This window comes from Cellulosilyticum sp. ST5 (assembly GCF_046529625.1).
Taxonomy (GTDB): domain Bacteria; phylum Bacillota; class Clostridia; order Lachnospirales; family Cellulosilyticaceae; genus Cellulosilyticum; species Cellulosilyticum lentocellum.
The window spans coordinates 3,056,044-3,078,308 of sequence record NZ_CP132338.1; the positions used below are offsets into that span (position 1 = coordinate 3,056,044).

15 protein-coding genes are annotated in these 22,265 nt (G+C 34.1%); all 15 read right to left on the reverse strand.

What is annotated here, in order from left to right; all coding sequences use genetic code 11:
• Window positions 1-2 precede the first annotated feature (2 nt).
• Complete coding sequence (locus QTL86_RS14990; protein ID WP_410495281.1) at window positions 3-1,328, reverse strand: aminotransferase class III-fold pyridoxal phosphate-dependent enzyme; 1,326 nt, start codon at window positions 1,326-1,328, stop codon at window positions 3-5.
• 514 nt (window positions 1,329-1,842) lie between these two features.
• Window positions 1,843-2,430 carry a peptide chain release factor H gene (gene prfH / locus QTL86_RS14995; RefSeq protein ID WP_013655573.1) on the reverse strand — a complete coding sequence of 196 codons (588 nt, stop codon included), beginning with the start codon at window positions 2,428-2,430 and terminating at the stop codon, window positions 1,843-1,845.
• Between the two features lie 7 nt (window positions 2,431-2,437).
• Entirely contained in the window at window positions 2,438-3,511 is a 1,074-nt protein-coding gene (locus QTL86_RS15000) for an RNA ligase RtcB family protein (RefSeq protein ID WP_041713276.1), read from the reverse strand.
• Window positions 3,512-3,800: 289 nt separating this feature from the next.
• On the reverse strand, window positions 3,801-5,114 hold the full coding sequence (aroA, locus tag QTL86_RS15005; RefSeq protein WP_410495282.1) for a 3-phosphoshikimate 1-carboxyvinyltransferase: 1,314 nt from the start codon (window positions 5,112-5,114) through the stop codon (window positions 3,801-3,803).
• A gap of 151 nt (window positions 5,115-5,265) precedes the next feature.
• Window positions 5,266-6,426, reverse strand: coding sequence for a PucR family transcriptional regulator (locus QTL86_RS15010; RefSeq protein WP_410495283.1), 1,161 nt, complete (start codon window positions 6,424-6,426; stop codon window positions 5,266-5,268).
• 196 nt (window positions 6,427-6,622) lie between these two features.
• Entirely contained in the window at window positions 6,623-8,530 is a 1,908-nt protein-coding gene (locus QTL86_RS15015; RefSeq protein ID WP_410495284.1) for a sialate O-acetylesterase, read from the reverse strand.
• Between the two features lie 42 nt (window positions 8,531-8,572).
• Window positions 8,573-9,628 carry an aldose epimerase family protein gene (locus QTL86_RS15020; RefSeq protein WP_410495285.1) on the reverse strand — a complete coding sequence of 352 codons (1,056 nt, stop codon included), beginning with the start codon at window positions 9,626-9,628 and terminating at the stop codon, window positions 8,573-8,575.
• Between the two features lie 3 nt (window positions 9,629-9,631).
• On the reverse strand, window positions 9,632-11,719 hold the full coding sequence (locus tag QTL86_RS15025) for a methyl-accepting chemotaxis protein (RefSeq protein WP_410495286.1): 2,088 nt from the start codon (window positions 11,717-11,719) through the stop codon (window positions 9,632-9,634).
• Between the two features lie 61 nt (window positions 11,720-11,780).
• Window positions 11,781-13,337 (reverse strand): glycoside hydrolase family 43 protein, encoded by a 1,557-nt coding sequence (locus QTL86_RS15030; RefSeq protein WP_410495287.1) that lies wholly within the window; start codon window positions 13,335-13,337, stop codon window positions 11,781-11,783.
• Window positions 13,338-13,459: 122 nt separating this feature from the next.
• Window positions 13,460-14,581, reverse strand: coding sequence for a glycosyl hydrolase family 8 (locus QTL86_RS15035; RefSeq protein ID WP_410495288.1), 1,122 nt, complete (start codon window positions 14,579-14,581; stop codon window positions 13,460-13,462).
• A complete protein-coding gene (locus QTL86_RS15040) occupies window positions 14,581-15,477 on the reverse strand; it encodes a carbohydrate ABC transporter permease (RefSeq protein WP_410495289.1) in 897 nt (298 codons plus the stop codon). The genes QTL86_RS15035 and QTL86_RS15040 overlap by 1 nt, the downstream gene beginning before the upstream one ends.
• A 13-nt stretch (window positions 15,478-15,490) precedes the next feature.
• Window positions 15,491-16,477, reverse strand: coding sequence for an ABC transporter permease (locus QTL86_RS15045; RefSeq protein WP_190283500.1), 987 nt, complete (start codon window positions 16,475-16,477; stop codon window positions 15,491-15,493).
• Between the two features lie 124 nt (window positions 16,478-16,601).
• On the reverse strand, window positions 16,602-18,320 hold the full coding sequence (locus QTL86_RS15050; RefSeq protein WP_127065551.1) for an extracellular solute-binding protein: 1,719 nt from the start codon (window positions 18,318-18,320) through the stop codon (window positions 16,602-16,604).
• A gap of 331 nt (window positions 18,321-18,651) precedes the next feature.
• Window positions 18,652-20,262, reverse strand: coding sequence for a response regulator (locus tag QTL86_RS15055; RefSeq protein WP_410495290.1), 1,611 nt, complete (start codon window positions 20,260-20,262; stop codon window positions 18,652-18,654).
• On the reverse strand, window positions 20,259-22,043 hold the full coding sequence (locus QTL86_RS15060; RefSeq protein ID WP_410495291.1) for a sensor histidine kinase: 1,785 nt from the start codon (window positions 22,041-22,043) through the stop codon (window positions 20,259-20,261). Before QTL86_RS15060 ends, QTL86_RS15055 begins: the two co-directional genes overlap by 4 nt.
• Between the last annotated feature and the right edge of the window lie 222 nt (window positions 22,044-22,265).

Below are 22,265 nucleotides of genomic sequence, written 5' to 3' on the forward strand. Positions count from 1 at the left end.
AATCAAGAAATCTTCCTATCTACATTGTCTAATACTTCATCTAATTTTGCAAGCTCCTCTATAAGTTGCTCTTTGGTAATGATTAATGGTGGGGCAATTAAAATCATATTTTCATGGGAATAAGTCATAAACCCTTTTTCTTTTAGCATGCCAATAATTTTTCCCATGACGCCTTCAGGATCTCTACCATAAGGTACTAATGGCTCTTTTGTCACCTTGTCTTTGACTAACTCCACAGCTGAGAAAAGGCCTATATAACGTACATCTCCCACTGATGGATGTGCTGCTTTCATTTCTTCTAGTTTTTCTCCTAATACCTTTCCAACTGCTACTACATTATCTAGAATATGAGCTTCTTCATAGTATTCAACGCATGCTATACCAGCTGCACAAGCTAGAGGATGACCGCTATACGTTAAACCACAAGAAAGTAAATGATCATCAAAGTAAGCTGCTATTTCTTTACTTACGACGCAGCCTCCAAGTGGTATATAACCACAGGTAACACCTTTGGCAAAGGTAACAATGTCCGGTTTGACATCAAAGTTCTCAAAACCAAATAATTTACCTGTTCTTCCCCAACCTGTCATTACCTCGTCACAAATCATTAAAATACCATATTGATCACAAAGGGCTCTTACACCTGGCATATAGCCTTTAGGTGGAATAATAACGCCATTAGAACCTGTTACTGTTTCCATAACAATAGCTGCTATGCTATCTGGCCCTTCATACTGAATTTGCTCTTCTAATTTTCTTATGTAATAAGCTGTTGCTGCTTCCTCTGATTCAAAACAAATGGCTTCTCTATAAAGATACGGATCGAAAAATTTCACAAAGCCTGGAATACCTGGTTCTAAGGGATATCTCCTTGGTTCACCTGTTAAGTTGCCAGCCCCAAAAGAAGAACCATGATAACTTCTATAGCGACTAAATATTTTATTTTTTCCTGTAAACATCCTTGCCATTTTAACGGCATTCTCATTAGCATCTGCCCCAGCATTAGTGAAAAATGCTTTGCCCATATTATCTGGCATCAGCTCTACAATTTTCTTTGCCAGCTTTGCTCTGGATTCTGCTCCATAAGAAGGAGAAATGAAACAATACTGATCAACTTGCTTTTTAATGGCATCTCCTATGGCTTTATTCCCAAAACCTAAATTCATATTAACTAACTGAGACGACATATCTGTATAGCGATTGCCTTGATCATCCCAAAAGTAAATGCCTTCGCCTTTAACTACCGGAATAGGGTTTAATCCTCTTTGTTTACTCCAAGATTGTAAGTTATAACTTGTTAATGTGCTTTTAATTTCTTCTCCTGTCATATCCTCTTCCTCCCTCAATCTTTTCTTAATCTATCTAAGTATTATCATAGGCTACTTCTTAGATAAAATGACAAAGGGGCCTATCCTATACGGATAAGCCCCTTTGCTTCCTTGTATCTTATGGCTATTATAGCTCCCTCCATTTTTCTTCGCAATTGCCATCTGCCCATTTTTGATTGTGCAATTGCACATCATCCTATTTTTTATTTTTTAGGGACTCCACTTTTAGAGTACATATAGATAAGTGTAAAAACAAATAAATAAAGTTTAAAACCAGAGTCTTAAAGCCTTAGTTTCCTATCACAAGGGTGCACCGGCTAAGACTTTTAGGAGCTCCTCACTCTTCGTTTTAACTTTTATACTTACACCCATAGTCTCTTTACATGTAAGTCGTACTGAGGAGCTACTGCTATGTGCTTTTAGAGCTGCAAGGTAAGTTGTAAAGGTTAAAATAAAGTGCTGGTAAACAAAGAAGCCACCTTTAAGTTCACAAACTAAAAGGTGGCTTCTTTGTTTATATTTCTTTAAAATCTCTACCTTTAAATATCCTTATAGGATTTCCTCTTATAAGCCTATTTTGTTCTAGCCAGGCTAGTTGCTTTTCTTTTTGATTTGCATCTTCATTAACCTGTGCTAGTAAGTCAAGTAGCCTATTCATGGCAATTTGCTTATTCATATGCTGGCTCCTTGCCTCTGTTGATACTACTGCTATACCTGTAGGCATATGAATAGCTCTTACACCTGTTTCCACTTTATTGACGTGCTGTCCGCCTTTTCCCCCACTTCTAAATGTTTCAAACCGAATAATTTCCTCTGTTGATACTTTCTTTACTTCTTCTAAAATACTGACATCAATATACCAATTTTTTCGTTTGCAGTTAGCCCTATAGGGGCTTTCACAAATCCACAACACAGAACCTTGCTTCAAGTCTGCTGCCTCATCTAGCTCACAAGTTATATAAGTAAAGCATCCTTTCGCTTTACCCTGATGGGCCTCTACTAACTTTAGATTTGAATACTCTTCCTTTAATTTTTCAAAATACATGCCAACTGCTAGTTCACATTCACAAGGACCTTTACCTGAACTTATTTGCACTTTCATAAGTCACCTACCCTTTATATGTGATAAGCGGTCTTAATGTAGCCACCACTTCAATCAAACCAAATTTCATCAGACTGTCTATAACTTGCTCAATATTTTTATAAGCTTCTGGCGCTTCTTGAAACAAGAGATTCGTATCATGACATACTACCTTACTCTTTAACTCTGTGCATCTAATGCTATCTCTATCATATTTATTATTGATTCTAGATTTACATAAGCTTCTAGCCCATTTTCTTCCCGCTCCATGAGACAATGAATCTAGGGATAAACTCGTGTCTTCTTTTGGCATACAAATATAACTAAGGCTTCCTCTAGATCCTGGAATAACAATAGGTCCTACCTTAGAAGAAGTCGTTCCTTTTCTATGAATAAATCCTTCACTGGTTTCTTCTAAGAAATTATGATAGCAATCTATCACCGTTACAATTTCATCGTTAACGCCTAAATGCCCTAATAGCTTTTTAGCAACTAGTTCTCTATTGCGCCTTGCCCATATCAAAGCTTTTTCATGTTCTTCCAGATAAGTGACTGCTTCATCTGAATTTTTCAAAATGCCTTCTGGCTTTAAATGTGCACGTAAGATCTTTTCTCCATAGCCTCTTGAACCGCTATGCACTAACAGGAATACTTTATCTTTTTCTAAGCCTAGCTGCTCATATAAATCCTTATTGACCACCTCATGAATACACTGGAATTCTGCAAAATGATTACCATTTCCTATAGTTCCCAATTCTAAAATAGGACTTTCTTCTTCATAGGGATTCATAATCCATAAATCAGAAAGTTGACGAATATTACTTAGGCGTGTTACCCATTTGTCTTGTTTATACTTCTTCAATTTAACGGCTGTCTCAAAAAGTCCCATACCACAGCCTATATCATTCCCAATCAAATGAGGATAAAAACGATTTTGGCTAAGAAGTGCTATTCCAATAGGTGATTTCCCCGCATGCAAGTCTGGTAATCCTACTACCCTTATGACATCTTTTAATTGACTTACACCTACTAATTGATCTTTTGCTATTTGTTCAATCCAATTCTTCTCATTACTTATTAATACTATCTTTTCATTTCCCATTCATATTCTCCTTAATAAACATAACCTTTTTCTAAATTTGAACACAAAAAAAGTACGCAAACACACTGCGCACTTTTAATCTCTTTTATTAGAAAAAGTGTATCGTTGTTTGATATAAAAAATTATTGATTTGTCACCTTTTTCATATTTTCCAACATAACGACCACTCCTCTGTTTATCAAGATAAATATTTTATATTTTCAGACTTATTATATCACTTATAGGATGCAAGTCAAGTTTTTAATTCACCTTTATTATTACTCATGTGTTTAATTATAACCTTATTTTCTTAATCTCTTAGGCTCATCACGACTTCTTCCAACACCTCAAAATATTTCTCAAAGGTCTTCCTGCAGCACATAGGGTCTGAAATAGTAACTCCCTCTGCTCTTAGTCCAATAAGTGAAAAGCCCATTGCCATACGATGGTCATCATAAGTTTCAACTCTTGCTGCTGTTGGCTCTCCTGGATAAATGGTTATCCCATCCTCATCTTCCTCACAACGAATTCCCATTTTACGAAGTTCAGTAGTTATAGCTTGTATACGATTGCTCTCTTGATATTTGATATGACCAATTCCTTTTATAACTGTAGGTGAGTCTGCAAAAGGTGCAAGTGCGGCTAATGTAATCGCTTGATCTGAACAAGCATGCATATCCGCTGTAATGCCTTTATATTTTCCATCTGCTGGACCTTTTACACAGATTCCCTCTGGTGTTTCCTCTACAGTACATCCCATTTCTTCTAAGAAGCTGATAAATTGGATGTCCCCTTGTAATGAATCAAAAAAGACATTTTCCACTACCACCTCTATGCCTAAAAGTGCTGCCATACCATAGAAATAACAAGCTGCAGATACATCTGGTTCTATCTGATACTGCTTTGCCTCATAGGTTTGTCCCTTTGAAATAAAATATTGATGTGCCTGTGATTCTCTAACCTCTAGGCCAAATTGTTTCATCATCTTAATTGTCATATCAATATAAGCCATACCATGTGTGCCTTCTAAAGAAATCGTTACATCCTCCTTAAAGCAGGTAGAAGCAATAAGAAGTGCACTTAAAAACTGACTGCTTTTTTCAATATTCACACTCATTTGATCTTTAGTCACAGGTTTACCTCTTAAGGTAAATGGGAAACAACCTTCTTCTAGTTCATAGTCCACTTCTGTTCCCAAACCTTCTAGCGTATGAAGTAATGGTGCCATAGGACGTTTTCTCATCTGCTCTGAGGCATCTAATTTGTATACTCCATCCGACACCCCTAAAAAAGCTGTTAAAAAACGTGCTGCTGTTCCTGCACTTCCTACATAGATTGCTGCCTCACGCTTTGGCACTTTTCCCTTTAAGCCATGTACTTTAATCATACATGCTGCTTCATCTACTTCTGTTTCAAACCCTAACTCTTGCACACATTGCAGAAAATGACGTGAATCATCACTAAAAAGTGTGCCTTTTAATTCACTGATTCCATCTGCTAATGTAGCAATAAGCAGTGCCCTATTGGTAATACTTTTAGATCCTGGTACACTCACCTTAACTTTTTTATTTGTATTTATTTTATTAAAAAGTGTTTTTACCTCATATACTTCCTGCTTCCACATCTACTTAATTCCTTCCTGTTTTATAATTCCTTTCTACTATTTCATAACACCAATATAATTTTCTGATTATTATAACATAGTTTTCCTTTTCCACCTAGTCCTCTCATTAGTAAAAGCTTAACACATTCTAAGTATTGTTCATAGAAAAAGCCTATAAAATATCATTAATATAAAACCCCAAATATAATTTCACACGATCTTCCAAATCCATGGGGTCAAGCCCCGTAATCTTAGCAACCTTTTTAAGCTGATTAGTGACCGTATTACGATGAACGTACTGCTTCTCAGAGACAATCTGAGGACTTCCGTTATTTTCGAGATAAATCTTTAAAAAGCTCATTATATCTGTCTGATTCTCCTTATCATAGGCCTCAATTTTACCCACACACTCCTTATAAAAATCTCTTAATACTTCTTTATCTTCCACAGATAAAAGGAGCTTATACACACCTAGTTTATCATAGTAAACCTCTTGCCTTTGTTGTTTTTTTGCCATTCGCAAGGCTTCTAAGGCCCTATTAAAATTACATTGTTGATTTCTAATATTTCTCGTATTAGAGCTTACCCCCATATAAAATTGCCACTTAGGTACTTCTTTGTCTGTGATGCTTAAATATTTTTCTATAAAATTCTCTACTTCATAAACACTATAATCCACTAATGCTAAAATCAAATCTCCATTATAAGAAAACGCCACATAAAGCTCATGAATGCTTCTAGCAATACTTTCTGCATATCTCTTTAATCGTTCTATCTTTACTTCGCCATCCTCTTTACTATCTGCCACTACTGAAATCGCAACAAAAGAGAACCGTCCCTCTCTTTGATAACCATAGCGTTCCATATGGGTAATTTGGGTTTCTAAATCCCCAATACCAAAGATAATATTCTTAATGGTGGTTGACATGCTCATTTCAACATCATCATTTTTCATAATACGATGGCAAAAATCTCTAGTCATATCAACCATTCGTGTCTGCCAAGGAATTGTAAAAAGAGGCATCTGCACTTCATCACAAAATTCAATAACCGACCTAGGTACTTCTTTTGTATGAGGGCCAATATTAATAACAAAAGCTGCTGTGCCCACTGCATAAAGCTTTTTAGCAAAATTAAGAAACCATTCTTCTCCTGTGTTTAATATACCAGCAGTAAAGATAAGCTCTTGGCCATGTAAAAATTTACTGACATCTTCATCTTCAATAATATGTACCCACTGTACAAGACGATCTAATCCTTGCTTCCCTGCAATCAATTTCATCTGATAAAGAATAGTAGCATTTTTAAACAACTTCCTTACAGTAATAGCCATGTGTCCCCCTCCTTTTGACCTCTAGCCGACAAACCCCTTTTTTCATATAAAAAGGGACATACTGATTCTCCAGTATGCCCCTTTGCACATTATCTTTTATTTTAGTCGTCATTTTTTATTTTTTCAAGTCATTTATTAAAGCAACCTATTTTATTGAGTAATACTCTAATCTCTGTTTCAATCATTTCATAATCGACTACACTTCTAATAGATTAACCTTAAAAGGTGAAGCTGGCAAGTTTTCTTTATTATATAGATTAGCATTCTCAGGGTTGTCTTCCCATGCATATCTTACTTCTACAGGTTGTTTGATGCACTCATGCCAAACTATTACTTCATTATCTTTTATACTTGATCTTGCAGGAATGAAACGCTTGCCATCTGGCGATATAGTAAATCCTTCTAATTTTCCACCTTTAGCTAGTAGCCCACTGCCTATATGTTCAAAGGTAAGTATCACTTGATCTGCCGATACTCTAGCTCGTTTAAATATGGGGCCGCTGCAAACAATAGGTTCATTATAAACTAAACTTCTTGCTATCAGTGCTAGTCGTTCACCTACGTCCTTTTTGTTTAAAGGATGTAAATCATTCCATTCACCAATATCAATAGTGACTGCCATTCCTGTATGGGCTACTTCTAATGTTTTAAGCTGCGCATCTCGAATTTCAGCCCAAGTACTGTAGCAATATTCACATCCTATATTTTTAAAATTAGGAAGTTGCACATATATAAAAGGTAATTTTTCATTTTGCCACACTCTCCGCCAGTCCTTAATAAGCAGTTCAAATAATTGCTTGTATTTCTTAGGTAACCTACTCGCATTGGATTCTCCTTGATACCATATAACCCCTTTAGGCACAAGATTTTTTAAAGGCGCAATCATCCCATTATGTACCCCTATTGGTTCAAATTGTATAAAAATTTGTGGTGCTAATGCTTCTATTGCTGTGCCAGTACCTACTTTATATAACCACTTACCTTTTAAATCAACACTTTCATTTGCTGTTTCTATTTGATAAGGCTTATCTGGAGTGAATCCTCCTTCTCCCCGCCAACAGACCACCCGTATAGCAAGTATATTCTCTCCTTCTTTTAAAATCCCCTGGGGGATATCATATATTCTAGGCGGATATTGATAACCTGTTTCTCCTATCTTTTGCCCATTGATATATACCGTATCGCTATCAATAATAGTGCCTAGCAAAATCCTAGCTTGTTTTTTTATCATACTTGGCGGTATATTAACCTTTTTTCTAAACCAAACGACACCTGCATCTAAATACATCTCCTCATTTTTCCAAATAGTAGGAAGCTGTATAGTTGCCCAATCCTTATCTTCATAATCAACTTCAAACCATCGAGATTCTTTACTACTCATACCTCTGTCAAGATTATCAAGCCTTTGAAGCCATTGGTTAATTCTTTCCTCATCCTTCTCTAGTACTTGTCTTATATAATCTTTATTCTTGTACTTAGCTATCTGCTCTATATATTCCGGCATTGCCTTAAGTCCTTCTTCACTAATCCACGCTTCTGCGGGTGTTCCTCCAACAGCAGTGTGTATTAAACCTATTGGGACTTGATATTTTTCAAACAGCTTTTTCGCAAAAAAGTAGCCAGTAGCCGTAAAATCCTGTACATTTCTTTTCGTTAAAGGTTGCCAATAACCCTCAATGAGTTCCTCTTGTGGGGCCTCGAAATCATATGCCATGGGAACTTTAAACATTCTAATTAATGGATTTACATAACTATTAATTTCATCTCTATAGCGTTCCATCACCCTACTTACTGGCAATTCCATATTGGATTGACCTCCACAAATCCATAAATCACCCATTAGGATATTCTGTATAATAATCGTCTTATCTGCTTTAATCTCCATGTTATAAGGCCCACCATCTGGTAATGGCTTCAAACATACTTCCCACTTTCCTTCTCTATTTCCTTCTGTCTCATAAATAGTATTGACAAACTTAACAGTTACTTTCTTTCCTTCGCCAATATATCCCCAAATTTTATTAGGCTGTTCTCTTTGTAAAATCATTCCATCGCCAATTAATTTAGGTAATCTCAATTCGTTGCTATTAGCCACTTTATTCATCCCCCTAAATCCTCTATCAATTTGCTTTATTTTCTACCCGACCTATTTTCGTTTCTCACGTACTGTAAATTTATACTGAGTCTCTGATTGATAAATACTATCAGGTCTAAGTATACATGGCTCCTTAAAAACTTCCTCATATCCAATAGCACATTTTTGTGTTTCAAAACATACACCATACCTTATGGCTTGCTCTGCTATTTTCAATTTTTCATTAGGGGGATTATTCATGGTATACATTACAACGCAAGGTTCTGTTGTTGTTATTTCCATACACCTTTCTGAAATAGGGTCATATAACTCTACTACTTTCCCTTCTCCTTGATTCAATAACCATAGATGATCATAGCCTTTTCCATATCTAAGCTGCACTGAATCATTATGAATATCCCTACCTATTGGCTTTGCCTTTCTAAAGTCAAATGAATATTCCTCATCTACAGATAAAAATTCACCTGTTGGAATAGATTCGTTATCTAATTCAAATATACTATCACTATCTATCCACACTTCTTGTTCCAATATTGAACGTTTCCCATTTCCAGACAAATTAAAATAAGCATGATTTGTGAGGTTAACTATGGTTAATTGATCTGTCACTGCTTCGTCTTGTATGGAAAGTTCATTATCATTATTTAGTATATAGGTTACTTTCACCTCTACATTTCCAGGAAAGCCTTCTTCCCCATCTTTACTTTTGCAGCACAATTGAAGTCTTATTTCATCATCCTTGCATTGTACCATTCCATCCCAAAACTTATGATGGAATCCTTCTGGTCCTCCATGTAGCATATTGCCATTCTCATTTTGGGTTAATGAATAAACTTTTTCATCCAACGTTATTTTTCCTTGATGAATACGCCCTGCCATTCTGCCTATTGTAGCTCCTATGTATCCTGGATTTTCCTCATATACATTAATGTCTTGCCATTCCAGCACAACATTTTCAAACTTTTCCTCTTTATCCGGTACGATAACCTTAGTTAATGTTGCCCCTAAATTAAGCACTTCTACTTTCATTCCTACATCATTAGTCATCAAATACTTGATGATACGATTTCCTTTTTTTGATATCGTTATACTTGTATCACATTTCATTATTTATTTCATCTCACTCTCATTCTTAGATACAACGAAGGTAGCTACGCTCTCTTCTAAACCGCTTATTGTTATTAGCAGTTCATTAGCTAAACTTGCAAACTGCTCTACTATCGAATGTTGCTCCTCACTTAGTGCATTAACTTCCTCTACAGCAGCAGCATTTCCTTCGTTAACACAAGCAATATTCTCCATTTTTTTAATCATCTCATCCTTATACTGCGTCATTAACTCTATTCTAGAATTTACTTGCTCTAGGCCTACACTTATTTCTTTCAAATCATTAATCATAAGATTTAAAGACTCATAAGTTTTATTTACAGCTACAGATTGCTCTTCTAATAATTGATTTGATTTAACTACTAAATGAGTAGTTTGAGCTACCTTCCCTTCAATTCCCTTTAATGCGTCTTTTACATGATTAGAGGAATCTTTTGACTGAGTCGCCAGATTTCTTACTTCATCCGCTACCACAGCAAAACCTCTACCTACATTTCCGGCTCTTGCTGCTTCAATACTGGCATTTAAAGCGAGTAAATTAGTCCGCTCACTAATATCATCTAAAAAAGTCATTATTTCTCCAATAGTCTTCGTTAATGTACTTAGTTCCATAATACTTTGACTAATCTCAGCTGACACACCATGAGTAGAAGTCACTGTTGTATTAAGAAATGTCATGTTACTGCTTGCATCTTCAATAATTTGTCTTGTACCTTGAGTATGCTGCAATAAAACGTTTGTATTTTCGATGACTACTTGAATACTACTTGCCAGTTGTTCCATTACCGATACACTATTACTAATATCCTCTGTTTGGCTATTTGAGCCCTCTGCTATATTACCAATGGAACTTGTCAGTTGCGAAATACCTTCTATTGAAGTAGTACTACTTCTTTTAAGAATGCCTGCAGCCTCCACACTATGTTCAACAGTATTCTTCGCTTGCTTTAGCAATTGTTGTATATTGGCTATCATATGATTAAAGCTATTTCCTAGTTCTGAAATCTCATCATTACCTTTAGTCTTAGCGAATACTGTTAAATCTCCTTCTTCTGCTTTTTTCATAAGCCCCTTTAATTGCATTACTGAATTGACAATTCCCTTTGAAATAGTACTTCCCATAGTAATGGCTACTAGCCCAATAATGATTACCATAAGCCATATTAGATTAACGACCTTATCAATTCTATTCGTTAACATTTTCTGTGGAATCTCAGCTACTATCACCCAGCCATTATTAGTTTTTGCACTCGCCACTAAATTCCCATTTACTTCTTCAGACCATTCTTCCGCTTCTAAATCAATGTGAGCTACAACTTGTTCCTTTATAGATTCATCAACATTGGAGCAAATCACCTGGCCATCTACATTTAAAATGCTTACATTAGACCCCTCAAATAAATTGATATTATTTACCTTTTCCTCTAATATGTCATACTTCGCCTTTACCACTAAGAGACCTACTCTTTTTGCAGTCTTTATATTAATAACTTCTTTGTAAGCAAAAACTTCCTTTGCGCCATTTGTATTAATAATCTCCCACTTCACTTCTTCGGTAGTATCTCTACCTACAAAACGCTCTACATCTTCTTCCTTCAACTTAATTCCAGACAAAATCTTTGTTCCATCATCCATTAATAAAGCAATATCTTCTATGTTCTTATCCAGGGATACACTATAGTTAATTTGCGTTACTATACTTTTTATAATATTGTGCTTTTCTAAATCATTAGCATTATTCTTAGGTTTTATTGCTATTTTGGCGTACTCACCAACCAAATTATTAGTCGAAGCATTTAAGTCATTAATAATAATTCTAGTCATACCACTTTCTATACTTTCTGTATAATAACTTGTATTGGCCCCTGTCTGCTTAACCATCTCTATGGCCATTTGGCTCGTTATATCTCTAACTGTAACCTTTGATTGACTGGCTGAAAATAAATTAACAGCAACTAATGGAACTACTGTACAAAGAATATATGAGCTAATCAATTTCCTCTTAATAGAACCTCTTTTCTCTACTGTTTTTTTATCTTTTACTTTCTTTTTATTTAGATTTTTTTTAGCCATTAAGTGTAAGTTCTTCATCTGTATTCCCCCTATTTTTAATCCGTCATTTCTTACCTTAAGCAAATCTAACAATCAAATTTTACTTATCATTACCTTTATATTCAAACCAACCAAAATCCGCATGATTTTTACTCATCTTTCCATTACTACTTGCATACATACCTATACAAGTTCCAACAAAACCTCCTGCTTTATCAGTACTTAATATGCTTGCATCCACACCTGTTACCAACTCATACATCTGTTCAGGATCACTGCCATAATAAAAGTTGAAATTTTGCCCTCTCCCTACTATCTTCATACATATTGGTGAATCACTAAATTGACTTTCAGCTATTAACTTATCTTCTCCTGCTTCACATTTTATAAGCCTAATAACCGTATCACTTTGCTGCATACCATACTCATATCTAAAGTGATATCTTTCATTTTGAATAAGCACAAGGCCTGCAACTTCATTTATAGTATCCGGAGTAAATTCTAATAATGTACTGACTATAAAATCTTGATGCTGCTGCCTTAAACATATAAGACTTGGATGAACCAATTCTTTTATGCTCTCTGGTCTTAACTTAATTCTAAGATACCCCTTCCTCGCTCCTAGGCTACAAAAGTCTCCTTTTGGTCCTCTAAGAGAAATCCATTTATGACTTAATTCACTTCCTATAAAATGAGTACATGCATCTTCGGGCATCACCTCAAACCAAGGTAAGTCTGGTGCCTTACTCATTTCCTCTACAATGCCTTTTCCCTCGTTAACAATAGGCCATCCATTTTCCCAAATAACATTTACCAAAAAGGTCTCTCTCCCAAGATTCCTATAATAGCCCCCATAAGGCCTAGACCCTAGCAAAACCATCCACCATGTACCATCCTGAATCTGTACTAAATCTCCATGTCCTACATTAACAATGGGATAATGCCTACCTAAGTGCCTATGTGTCAAAATTGGATTTGCAGGATTTCCTTCGTAGGGTCCTATAATCTGTTTACTTCTAGCTATTGTTATAGAATGCTCATGACCTGTTCCACCTTCTGCTATCATTAAATAATAGTATTCATCTTTTTTATAAAGATGAGGTCCTTCTGGCCATACCGCATTATTAAAAGCGCCTTGCCATAAAACATACTTTTCGCCTATTAGTCTTCCTTGTTTTATATCTAATTCCTGTAACCAAATCTCATTATCTCCATAATACCTGGAAACTTCTTTTGGTTTTTCCCTTGTTCCTACATAATAAACTCTTCCATCCTCATCAAAAAATAGACTTGGATCTATTCCTTCTGCTTCTAGCACAATAGGATCTGACCAAGGTCCTTCCGGTCTTGTGGCCGTAACATAAAAATTTCCTTCACCTGATATGTTCGTTGTAATCATATAAAAAATACCTTCATGATATCTTAGCGTTGGCGCATAAATGCCACCTGAGTGCTCGGCTCCTTCTAAATGTAATTGACTACTTCTTTCAAGCACATGCCCAATCTGTTTCCAATTCACTAAATCTTTACTATGAAAAATAGGCACTCCTGGATAATAAGCAAAACTTGATGTCACAAGATAATAGTCCTCATTAACCCTACATATAGATGGGTCAGGGTAAAATCCTGGCAAAATAGGATTAGAAAAGTTTCTCATGCTATTGCTCCTTTACGTTCATAAATTAACAATTCTTCATCTTTCATCCTTCATTTTCCTTGAATTTTCTATTTATAAAAAAAGGACAGTATTGATATCTACTGCCCTTCTTATTTAGCTGATTACCATATTCTATAGTTACCACTTAAGGCTAGAAAGGCAAATGCATATAAACAATTATCGTAATACCTTCTGTCACCAGTTCGGAGTGGCGTTTCCCAAAACCTTTGAACACATAACTCACTATATTTTCCCTTGGTAGCTAAAGAACCCATGGCATTAGTAGCTATAATTGCCACTGGATGTAAAGCAGGCTGATCTATAATTGTGCCGTCAATTTCATAAACACACTCTGCATTATCTTTCACTGTATCACAGAAGAATTTTTGAATTTTGTCTGCGCATTCACTTTCCCATTCGCTTTTTCCAAACCAAGCATAATCAAGCCCAATATTAGCAATTACACGATAGGCGTCACTATAATAATATCCATGCCCTTCCTCGTATCTTGGTCTTCCATCATAATTACTATATTCAGGTGCTAATCCTGTTTCAGGATGACAAGCTTTTTTTAGAAATTCTCTACTAGCTCTAGCTGCTTCCTTCCAAAAGTCTCTATCTTCTTCATTAGCCCATAAAGCAAATAGTTCATAAAAATGTGGTAGATGATAAGATGGATCTGTAAAATCAAGTTCTGGGACAAACTTAATCAGCTTATTGGTAGGCTCCCACATAGGGTTTCCTCTCCCATCTTCACCCTTATGGACACATTCATGAAGAAGGTTCTGCGCTTCTTTCGTGTAGTTAAATATACCTACTCCATCCCCCCATCTATGTGCTGCAAAAAATAGGGCCATTGCAAAATACTCTTCACCATCTGGAGCTGAACCTTCAGAATTTCTTTTTCCTCCTGGAGAAACAGACCACGCAAAATAACCTTTATTGTCTCCTTCACTATGCCACATATAAGTTTTTGTCCATTTCCACAGACAATTAAATTCTTTTTGCATATTTCTTTGTACACAGATCATCATTCCATAAGACATACCTTCTGTACGTACATCTATATTTCCAGTATCCAAGATATATCCCATATCATCTTCTACCAAATGATAGAGCCTCTCGTCCTCTGAGCCATAAAAAATAGTATTAATAATTTGATTAAGCCTATCTTCTATTAATTCTTTATCGTAGCCTAATGCTTCAAATAAATTAGGATAGTTGTCTTTTTTAATATATTCCATTATTCTTTTACTCCTCCGATGGTTAAACCTGTTACAAAATATCTTTGTAAGAATGGATATAAACATACAATTGGAAGGGCTGTTATAACTGTGGTTGCTGCACGCATAGTTAATGGAGATACTGTATTACCTGCATTCTTCATTGCTTCAGCATTACTTCCTTGATTCATTACAGAAGAAAGAAGCTTCATTAACTCATACTGCAATGTTGTAAGATTACTAGATGTACGATTATAAAGCATTGCATCAAACCATGAGTTCCATTGATATACTGCAATAAATAATGCAACTGTTGCAAGTACTGGCTTACACAATGGTAAAATAATCTTCATAAAAATTGTGAAATGTCCTGCTCCATCTACTTGGGCTGACTCAACTAGACTATCAGGTAGTCCATTCATAAATGTTCTAATAACAATCATGTTAAAAGCGCTTACCATACCTGGTATAATATAAACCCAGAAATTATTGGTCAATCCAAGATTTTTATATAAAACGAATGTTGGAATTAATCCTCCATTTACATACATGGTTAAGACATATATAAATGAGAGTTGTTTTTTGAAAATAAATTCTTTTCTACTTAAGATATATGCTAATAAAGACGTAACAAATAATTGAGATACTGTTGCGATGACTGTTCTTAATACAGATATTTTAGTTGCAGTAGGTAATAATTCATTATTAAATACTGTCTTATAATTTTGCAACGACCATTGTCTTGGCAAAAGATAAATGCCACCTCTTAATGCATCTGTTCCATCGTTAAAAGAGTATGCTATTGTATTGACTATGGGATAAAGTATGATTAATGTAAACAATGCTAAAATAATCATATTAACTACATCAAAAACTTTATCTCCTATTTTTTGCTTTTTTAATGATTGCGTCCTCATCTCAATTCCTCCTCTAGAATAATCTTTCTTCGCCAGCAGCCTTAGCAAATCTATTAGCTAGGAAAATTAAGACAATACTAACTACGCTCTTAAAGATACCCGCTGCTGTCGCTAATGAATAATCTGCTAAACTAATACCATATCTAAGAACATAAATATCAATAGTTTGAGAAACCTTTTGAACTAAACCATTTGTTAATAGATATTGCATATCAAATCCGGCATTTAAGATATTTCCAATGTTTATAATTAAAAGGATGAATATTGTTGATTTAATACCTGGTAAGGTTACATGTAGGATTTTTCTGAAACGACCAGCGCCATCAATAGCTGCTGCTTCATAAAGCTCAGGATTAATAGCTGTAATTGCAGCCAAGTAGATGATACTACCCCATCCTGTTTCCTTCCATACATTAGTTATACCTACAATTCCCCAATAGTATTTAGGTTCTGATAAAAAGTTAATGGGCTTATCTATAATATGTAATTTTAGTAATAGCTGATTGAGAATACCTGTATCCATTGAAAGTACTTGAAATACAAGCCCTACTACAATAACCCAAGACAAAAAGTGTGGTAAGTAAGAAACTGTTTGTATAAATTTCTTAGCTTTTACATTTCTTAATTCATTTAATAAAAGGGCAAATCCTATGGAAAAAACAAAACCTAATACTAAATTAATCAAGCTCATAGCTAACGTATTTCTAATAACCCCTAAAAATACGTCATTTGAGAATAATTGTTTAAATTTAGCAAACCCTACCCATGTTTGATCAAAAAATCCCTTGGCTGGCTTATAATTTTGGAATGCCATAACCCACCCAGCTAATGGTGCATAGTTGAAAATAATAACATAGATTAAAAAAGGTAGTGATAAAAGAATCAATTGCTTTTGTTTCTTTATTTCACTCCAAGATATTCTCTGTTTCGCTTCTACTGTCTTTTGTGCTTTTGGCTTGCCTATCCCTTTATTTAATTGAACTTGAGCCTGCCTACTCATACTTCCTCCTCCTTTAGTGTCAACTCATAAGTTTATATTCTCTATTGCAAGCAAAAAGGGGACTCTTAATTAATATCACCTATAAAGAGCCCCCCTGTTCTTATTTTTTTACCATTTGATTTTTCTATTTACCTTGTGCAACGTCAACTCTTCTTCTTACTTCAGCTGTGAGTGCATCTTCATAGACTTTCATATCAACTCTCTCACCAAGAACTGACATATATTGATCCCATGCACCTTGGAAGTCGTCTGACATAATTACTTTTGGTAGCCATTCATGTTTTACTTCATCCATATTTACTTTAGCTAAACCGTAATCTGTATCAGCTGTCCAAGTGTTTGAATAAGACCACATTGGGTACCAATCAGAGTTTTCTCCAGCTTCATTTACGAATTCTGCAAATGTTTTATATCCATATGCATCCATAACTTTTTTCTTAGCCTCTGATTGACCATCATAGTACTCACCTGGTTGGTAGTTTGGTGCATATGCATTAATACCATCTAAATTCATACCAACATAATGTGGGAAGTAAGAATAACCTGAGTTACATAATTCATTTATAAGATATTCTTTATCTAAAGCTTTCGCTCTTTGTTCTTCTGTTCTATAAAATACCCCATCATCACCTACCATGTAGTCGATACCTTCTTCGCCCCACCATACTAATGTTTGTATTTCTTGTGAAAGCATATCTTCAATCATTTGGAATGCACCTTCAGGATCTTTACAGCTAGTTGTAATACTTAAACCATTTGATACGTCAAGTGAATAACCACTGTGCCATTTTGGTTCTGTGCCCTCGTCCATTACAAGTGGTAATGGCACATAAGCGTTATCATAAAGTCCTTGTGTTTCAATAGATTGTTCTGCAGTTTGGAAGTTCCAGTATTGATCAACTAAACCTAATACACGTCCTGTAGAAATCTTAGCAATATATTGATCGTAATTTAATGTGAAACATTCTGGGTCAATTATACCCTTCTTGTACTCTTCATTTAACTTATTAAAATATCTTTTTGCAATATCAGTAGTATTATAGTTGTATGCTGTTAAGGTTTCTGGGTCTACAATACAGCATCCATCATTTGGATAACCTGCTAAGAACATTGGAGGATTTTCCAAGCTGTAGTAACGCCAGTCATCACAAATCATTTCAAATCCGATATTTTCTAGTCCGCCTTCCATAGTTGGATTAGCTTCCTTATATTTTGCAATTAAATCAAAATACTCATCAACTGTTTTGATTGTTGGGTATCCTGCCCACTCTAATACACGAATTTGAATCCAGAATGCTTCATCATTGTGATAGGTTTGAGTATCTTTTCCATTAACTACACCAAACTGAGGAATTAAATAAATATGACCGTCTTCTGATCTTACCTTGTTCCAATCACTCTCAGATAAATAATTTTTAATGTTTGGATATTTATCCCAGTACTCATCAATTGGAAGAAGTGCTCCTGCATCAATTAACAACGACGTACCATCTGAGCCTACAACGAAGTCAGTATAGTCGCCACCAGCAACCATTGTTCCGATACTTTCTTTTGCTGTTTGACCTGTTAACCAAGTAATCTTAGCTTTTGCGCCAATTTTTTCAGCAATTTTATTGTATACTCTGTTGTCGGTTGGTATTTCTGTTCCAGGCATTGCTATGTACATTGAGAATTCTTTAATGTCCTTTGCCTCTGTCGTTGTATTCTCACCAGATGCACTTGCTGTAACCTCTTTTGCTGTCTCGGTAGGTTGATTTGTACCATCATTGCCGCATCCTACGCCTAATGAAGCTATCATTCCCATTGCTCCAAGCAGTGCTACAAAAGATTTTAACTTTTTCATATTATCCCTCCACTCGAATTTTAAAATATACCATCTTTCAAGTCGTTACCTGCTGAATATTATTTTCTGATATATCCTCTACTTCTTTACAAGTTAATGTTACCAATTTATCTTGCTCCCCTCAACCCAACAAACTATATAAGAAATATATACAAACTATATATTTTTATATTTTATATCCTGATATAGTTGTGTATTTTTAACCATTATTTAAATGCAAACTCATTCACCCGTTATCATTTCATATACTATTTACTATTATTCTATTCAATCTTTTATATGTAACATTTAAAAACTATATAAATATGTATTAATCTAATTTATCAAACTATTAACAGTCTTCTTTTGTTTTTTTCAAAAACTGTTTACGATATTGCAAAGGCGTTTTTCCTTTTAAGCGTACAAATTTATTAATAAAGTAATCTAGATTGTTATATCCTACTATTTGAGCAATATTACAAACCTTATCATTAGTTCTGATAAGAAGTTCCCCCGCTTTTTCTATTCTGTAATTATTTAAATAATCTTTGAATGAAATACCATGGTTTTTCTTAAAAATTTGTCCTAAGTAAGCACTATTAATATAATATTTTTCGCTCAATGACTTTAAACTTAAATTTTGCATATAATGCATTTCTATTTCTCTTTCTACTTCTTTTAACACACCATGTGAATTGGTTTGTCTTAATTGTGCTAAATAATTTGCAAAATCTTTTACAAAAGCCTTAAAATGTTTTGCACTTCCTCTAACTGCAGATTCTTCAAAAGCACATTGACTAATATAATGTAACACTTCTTCCTGATCTACATCTGGGTCTAATTCTTTAGCTAAATAAATAAACCTACAAAGTAAGTAATCAATATTTATATTGATAATCTTTGGATTGATATTATGTACCTGGAAATTTAAATAGATTTTTTCTACACATTCATCAATTTTATCTACTTCATTTTCTTCAGTATAATGAATGAGCTCATCCATATATTCTTTTTTGATACCATAGGTATTAGACTTTACCGCTGACGTCTCATCATAAAAAGCAATGGCTTTATCATTTTTGTAGTTTTGAAACGATTTAGCAATGACAGCTGACTTAAAAGACTCACTAATTTGATCAATACGGTTAACCTTTTGTCCAATATAGACATTAAACTTATACTTTTGATTAGACTTCATATACTCTTGTAAATCTACAATATATTCTTTCTCACTCATCTTTTTTTGAGCAGAAAAATTTCTAGTATATATAAACCCAATACCATAAATTTCATTACGCTTGTCTACATCTAAAAAGGCATACTTTTCATATGGTGCGATATAGCATTTTAACGTCTCACAAAATTCCTTGAGTGCTTTTCTTCTTTCATCCTTACTCAACCTTTCAAACTTTTCATCATTCAAGCTGATTTCTATACTCATATATCTTAGATTAGTACAATATGGTAATTTATCTTCTACATATGAAATATCACTTTGACCATATATGCCAGAACACAATGCATTTAAATGACGCTCTAACGCGATTTGTTCAGTATATTTCTTATCTTTTGCATTTTTAATTTCTTTGTTATACGCCTCTTTAAACTCTAATAATACTCTTATCAATTCTTCTTTTTGTATTGGCTTCAAAATATAATCCACTACATTATACCTAATAGCTTGTTTAGCATATTCAAACTCATAATAACCACTTAAAATAATAATTTTTAAGTCCTTAGATTTATAATTTCTTATATGTTCTACTAACTCTATTCCATCTACTTCTGGCATCTTTATATCTGTAATGATTAAGTCGTAATTATTGTCTTCTAAAAGGCTTATTGCTTCCTTCCCATTTGTTGCTTCTCCTGTGATCTTAAATCCATATTCCTCCCAATCAATCAAAATCTTTAGCCCTTGACGAATAAATGGTTCATCATCAACAATTAATACATTAATCATCTTTTTTCCCCCTCTATTTCTATTTTCCCTAATGGCATTTGAATCATAATATCTGTCCCCTGCCCTAGTTCACTATCTATATCAAATACAAGCGTGTTCTCACAATACAAATTCATTCTTATAAGCGCATTTAGCATCCCTGTACTCTTACATTCACTTAGTTTATTTATATTGGGGTCTTTTAATACTTCCCTTAGTAGTCGGAGTTTTTCCTCGGACATTCCACATCCAGAATCACTAATTTCTATAAATACATTTTCCTCATCCTTTGTTATAGCAACAGAGATTATTCCTGATTTTGATATTCCCTCTATTCCATGTATGCATGCATTTTCCACAAAGGTTAAAATACTTAGCTTTGGAATCTTAATCTTCTCACATCCTTCCATAACATAAAAACTGAAAGATATCTTATCACCAAATCTATACTTCTGTATGTTTGCATATTGCTGAACGAAAACTATCTCTTCTTCTATACAGATATAATCATTATTCCACGACAAGGATTTTCTCAGAATTTGAGATAATGCTTCTATTACATCAGCTGTCTCATTTTCTTCTTTTAGCAAACTTCTCATTCGTATACTTTCTAATGTATTAAACATAAAGTGTGGATTAACTTGACTTTGTAAAGCTTTTAATTCAGCACCTTTTCTAGATAATTCTGACGCCTGTTTTTCTGCATTTTTTTTAAAAACAACCTCTATTAGTTCCTTTATTTTAAGCACCATTACATTGTAGCTTTTAATAAGATCCCCAATCTCATCCTCCCCTACACTTCCTTCTATTAATTGAAATTCTTCTTGCTTTACCTTCTCAAAATAAAGTTCCATCAATTTTATTCTTCCACTAAACGACTTGGAAATAAGAGTAATAATAATAGTTGGTAACAGTAAATTAATCATAATTAAGTACCACACCATCTGTTCAGATTCTTTAATCATTTTACCTATTCCAATCTTCATGGGCATGATATAAATTGTCCATTCATCTGAAGCTACTCTAAAGTTATCTTGATAGGTAGCTTGATTAATATCCAGTTCACTTTGAGGTAAAAATGCCTTCCTTTCATTTTCAGCTATCTGATTAGAAAATAATACGTACTCTTTATTACATATGTATATATCTCCGTCTATTTTTTCATTTAAAATCTCATTTTTAATAGCCGTATACTGCAAATCAATCTTAACAAACTTTTCCATTACTCCTGTGTCAAAATAATCTAGTTTTTGAATAAGGCTAATAGTACGAGGCGCACTTTGTATACCTAAGTACTTCTTTTTTTCATCATAATAGGTTGCTAAATAAATATCCTTTCCGCTATGCACGAATTCTTTATACCATTCCGTACCTAAGATAGTATCAATCCTCCAAAAGCTTCCCCCATTGATAATAGTAGCATTATCCGTATACAAAATAATTTGATTAATCTTTTGGGAGTTATAGTAATACCTCAGTACATTATTTTGAAGTGTTGTTTTATAATCACTAAAATACTCTAAATTAGAAGTATAATCTCTTACTAAAAATTGATTAATCACTTTATCTGTACATAAATTACTGGCTATGGAAATACATCCCTCTACTTCTGATTGAATATTGTATTTTATACGATCCATTACATTTTGCATACGGATTGCTTCTTGATTACGTGCATTACTTTTTATAGCAGATATTACTACCCAATTTGTGACAATGACAGGTATTAAAACACAAAAAACATAAATGATAGCTAGCTTATTTCTTATCTTTAAATTATTTATAACATTTCTATATTTCATTAACTGCCTCCCCCTTTATGTCTTTTGTTAGTAAAAATGAATAAACTTTTTATTTCAAATATATACTATTATACAATTTTCATTAACTATATTCAATTTAATTAACATAATATTCTTTATCTTTAGCATTATGTCTAAGTCCCTTTTATGTAAAACATCCAATTTTATATTAAAAATTCAAGGCACTTTTACTTATAGAATTTTTAATATAAAAAAAGGTAG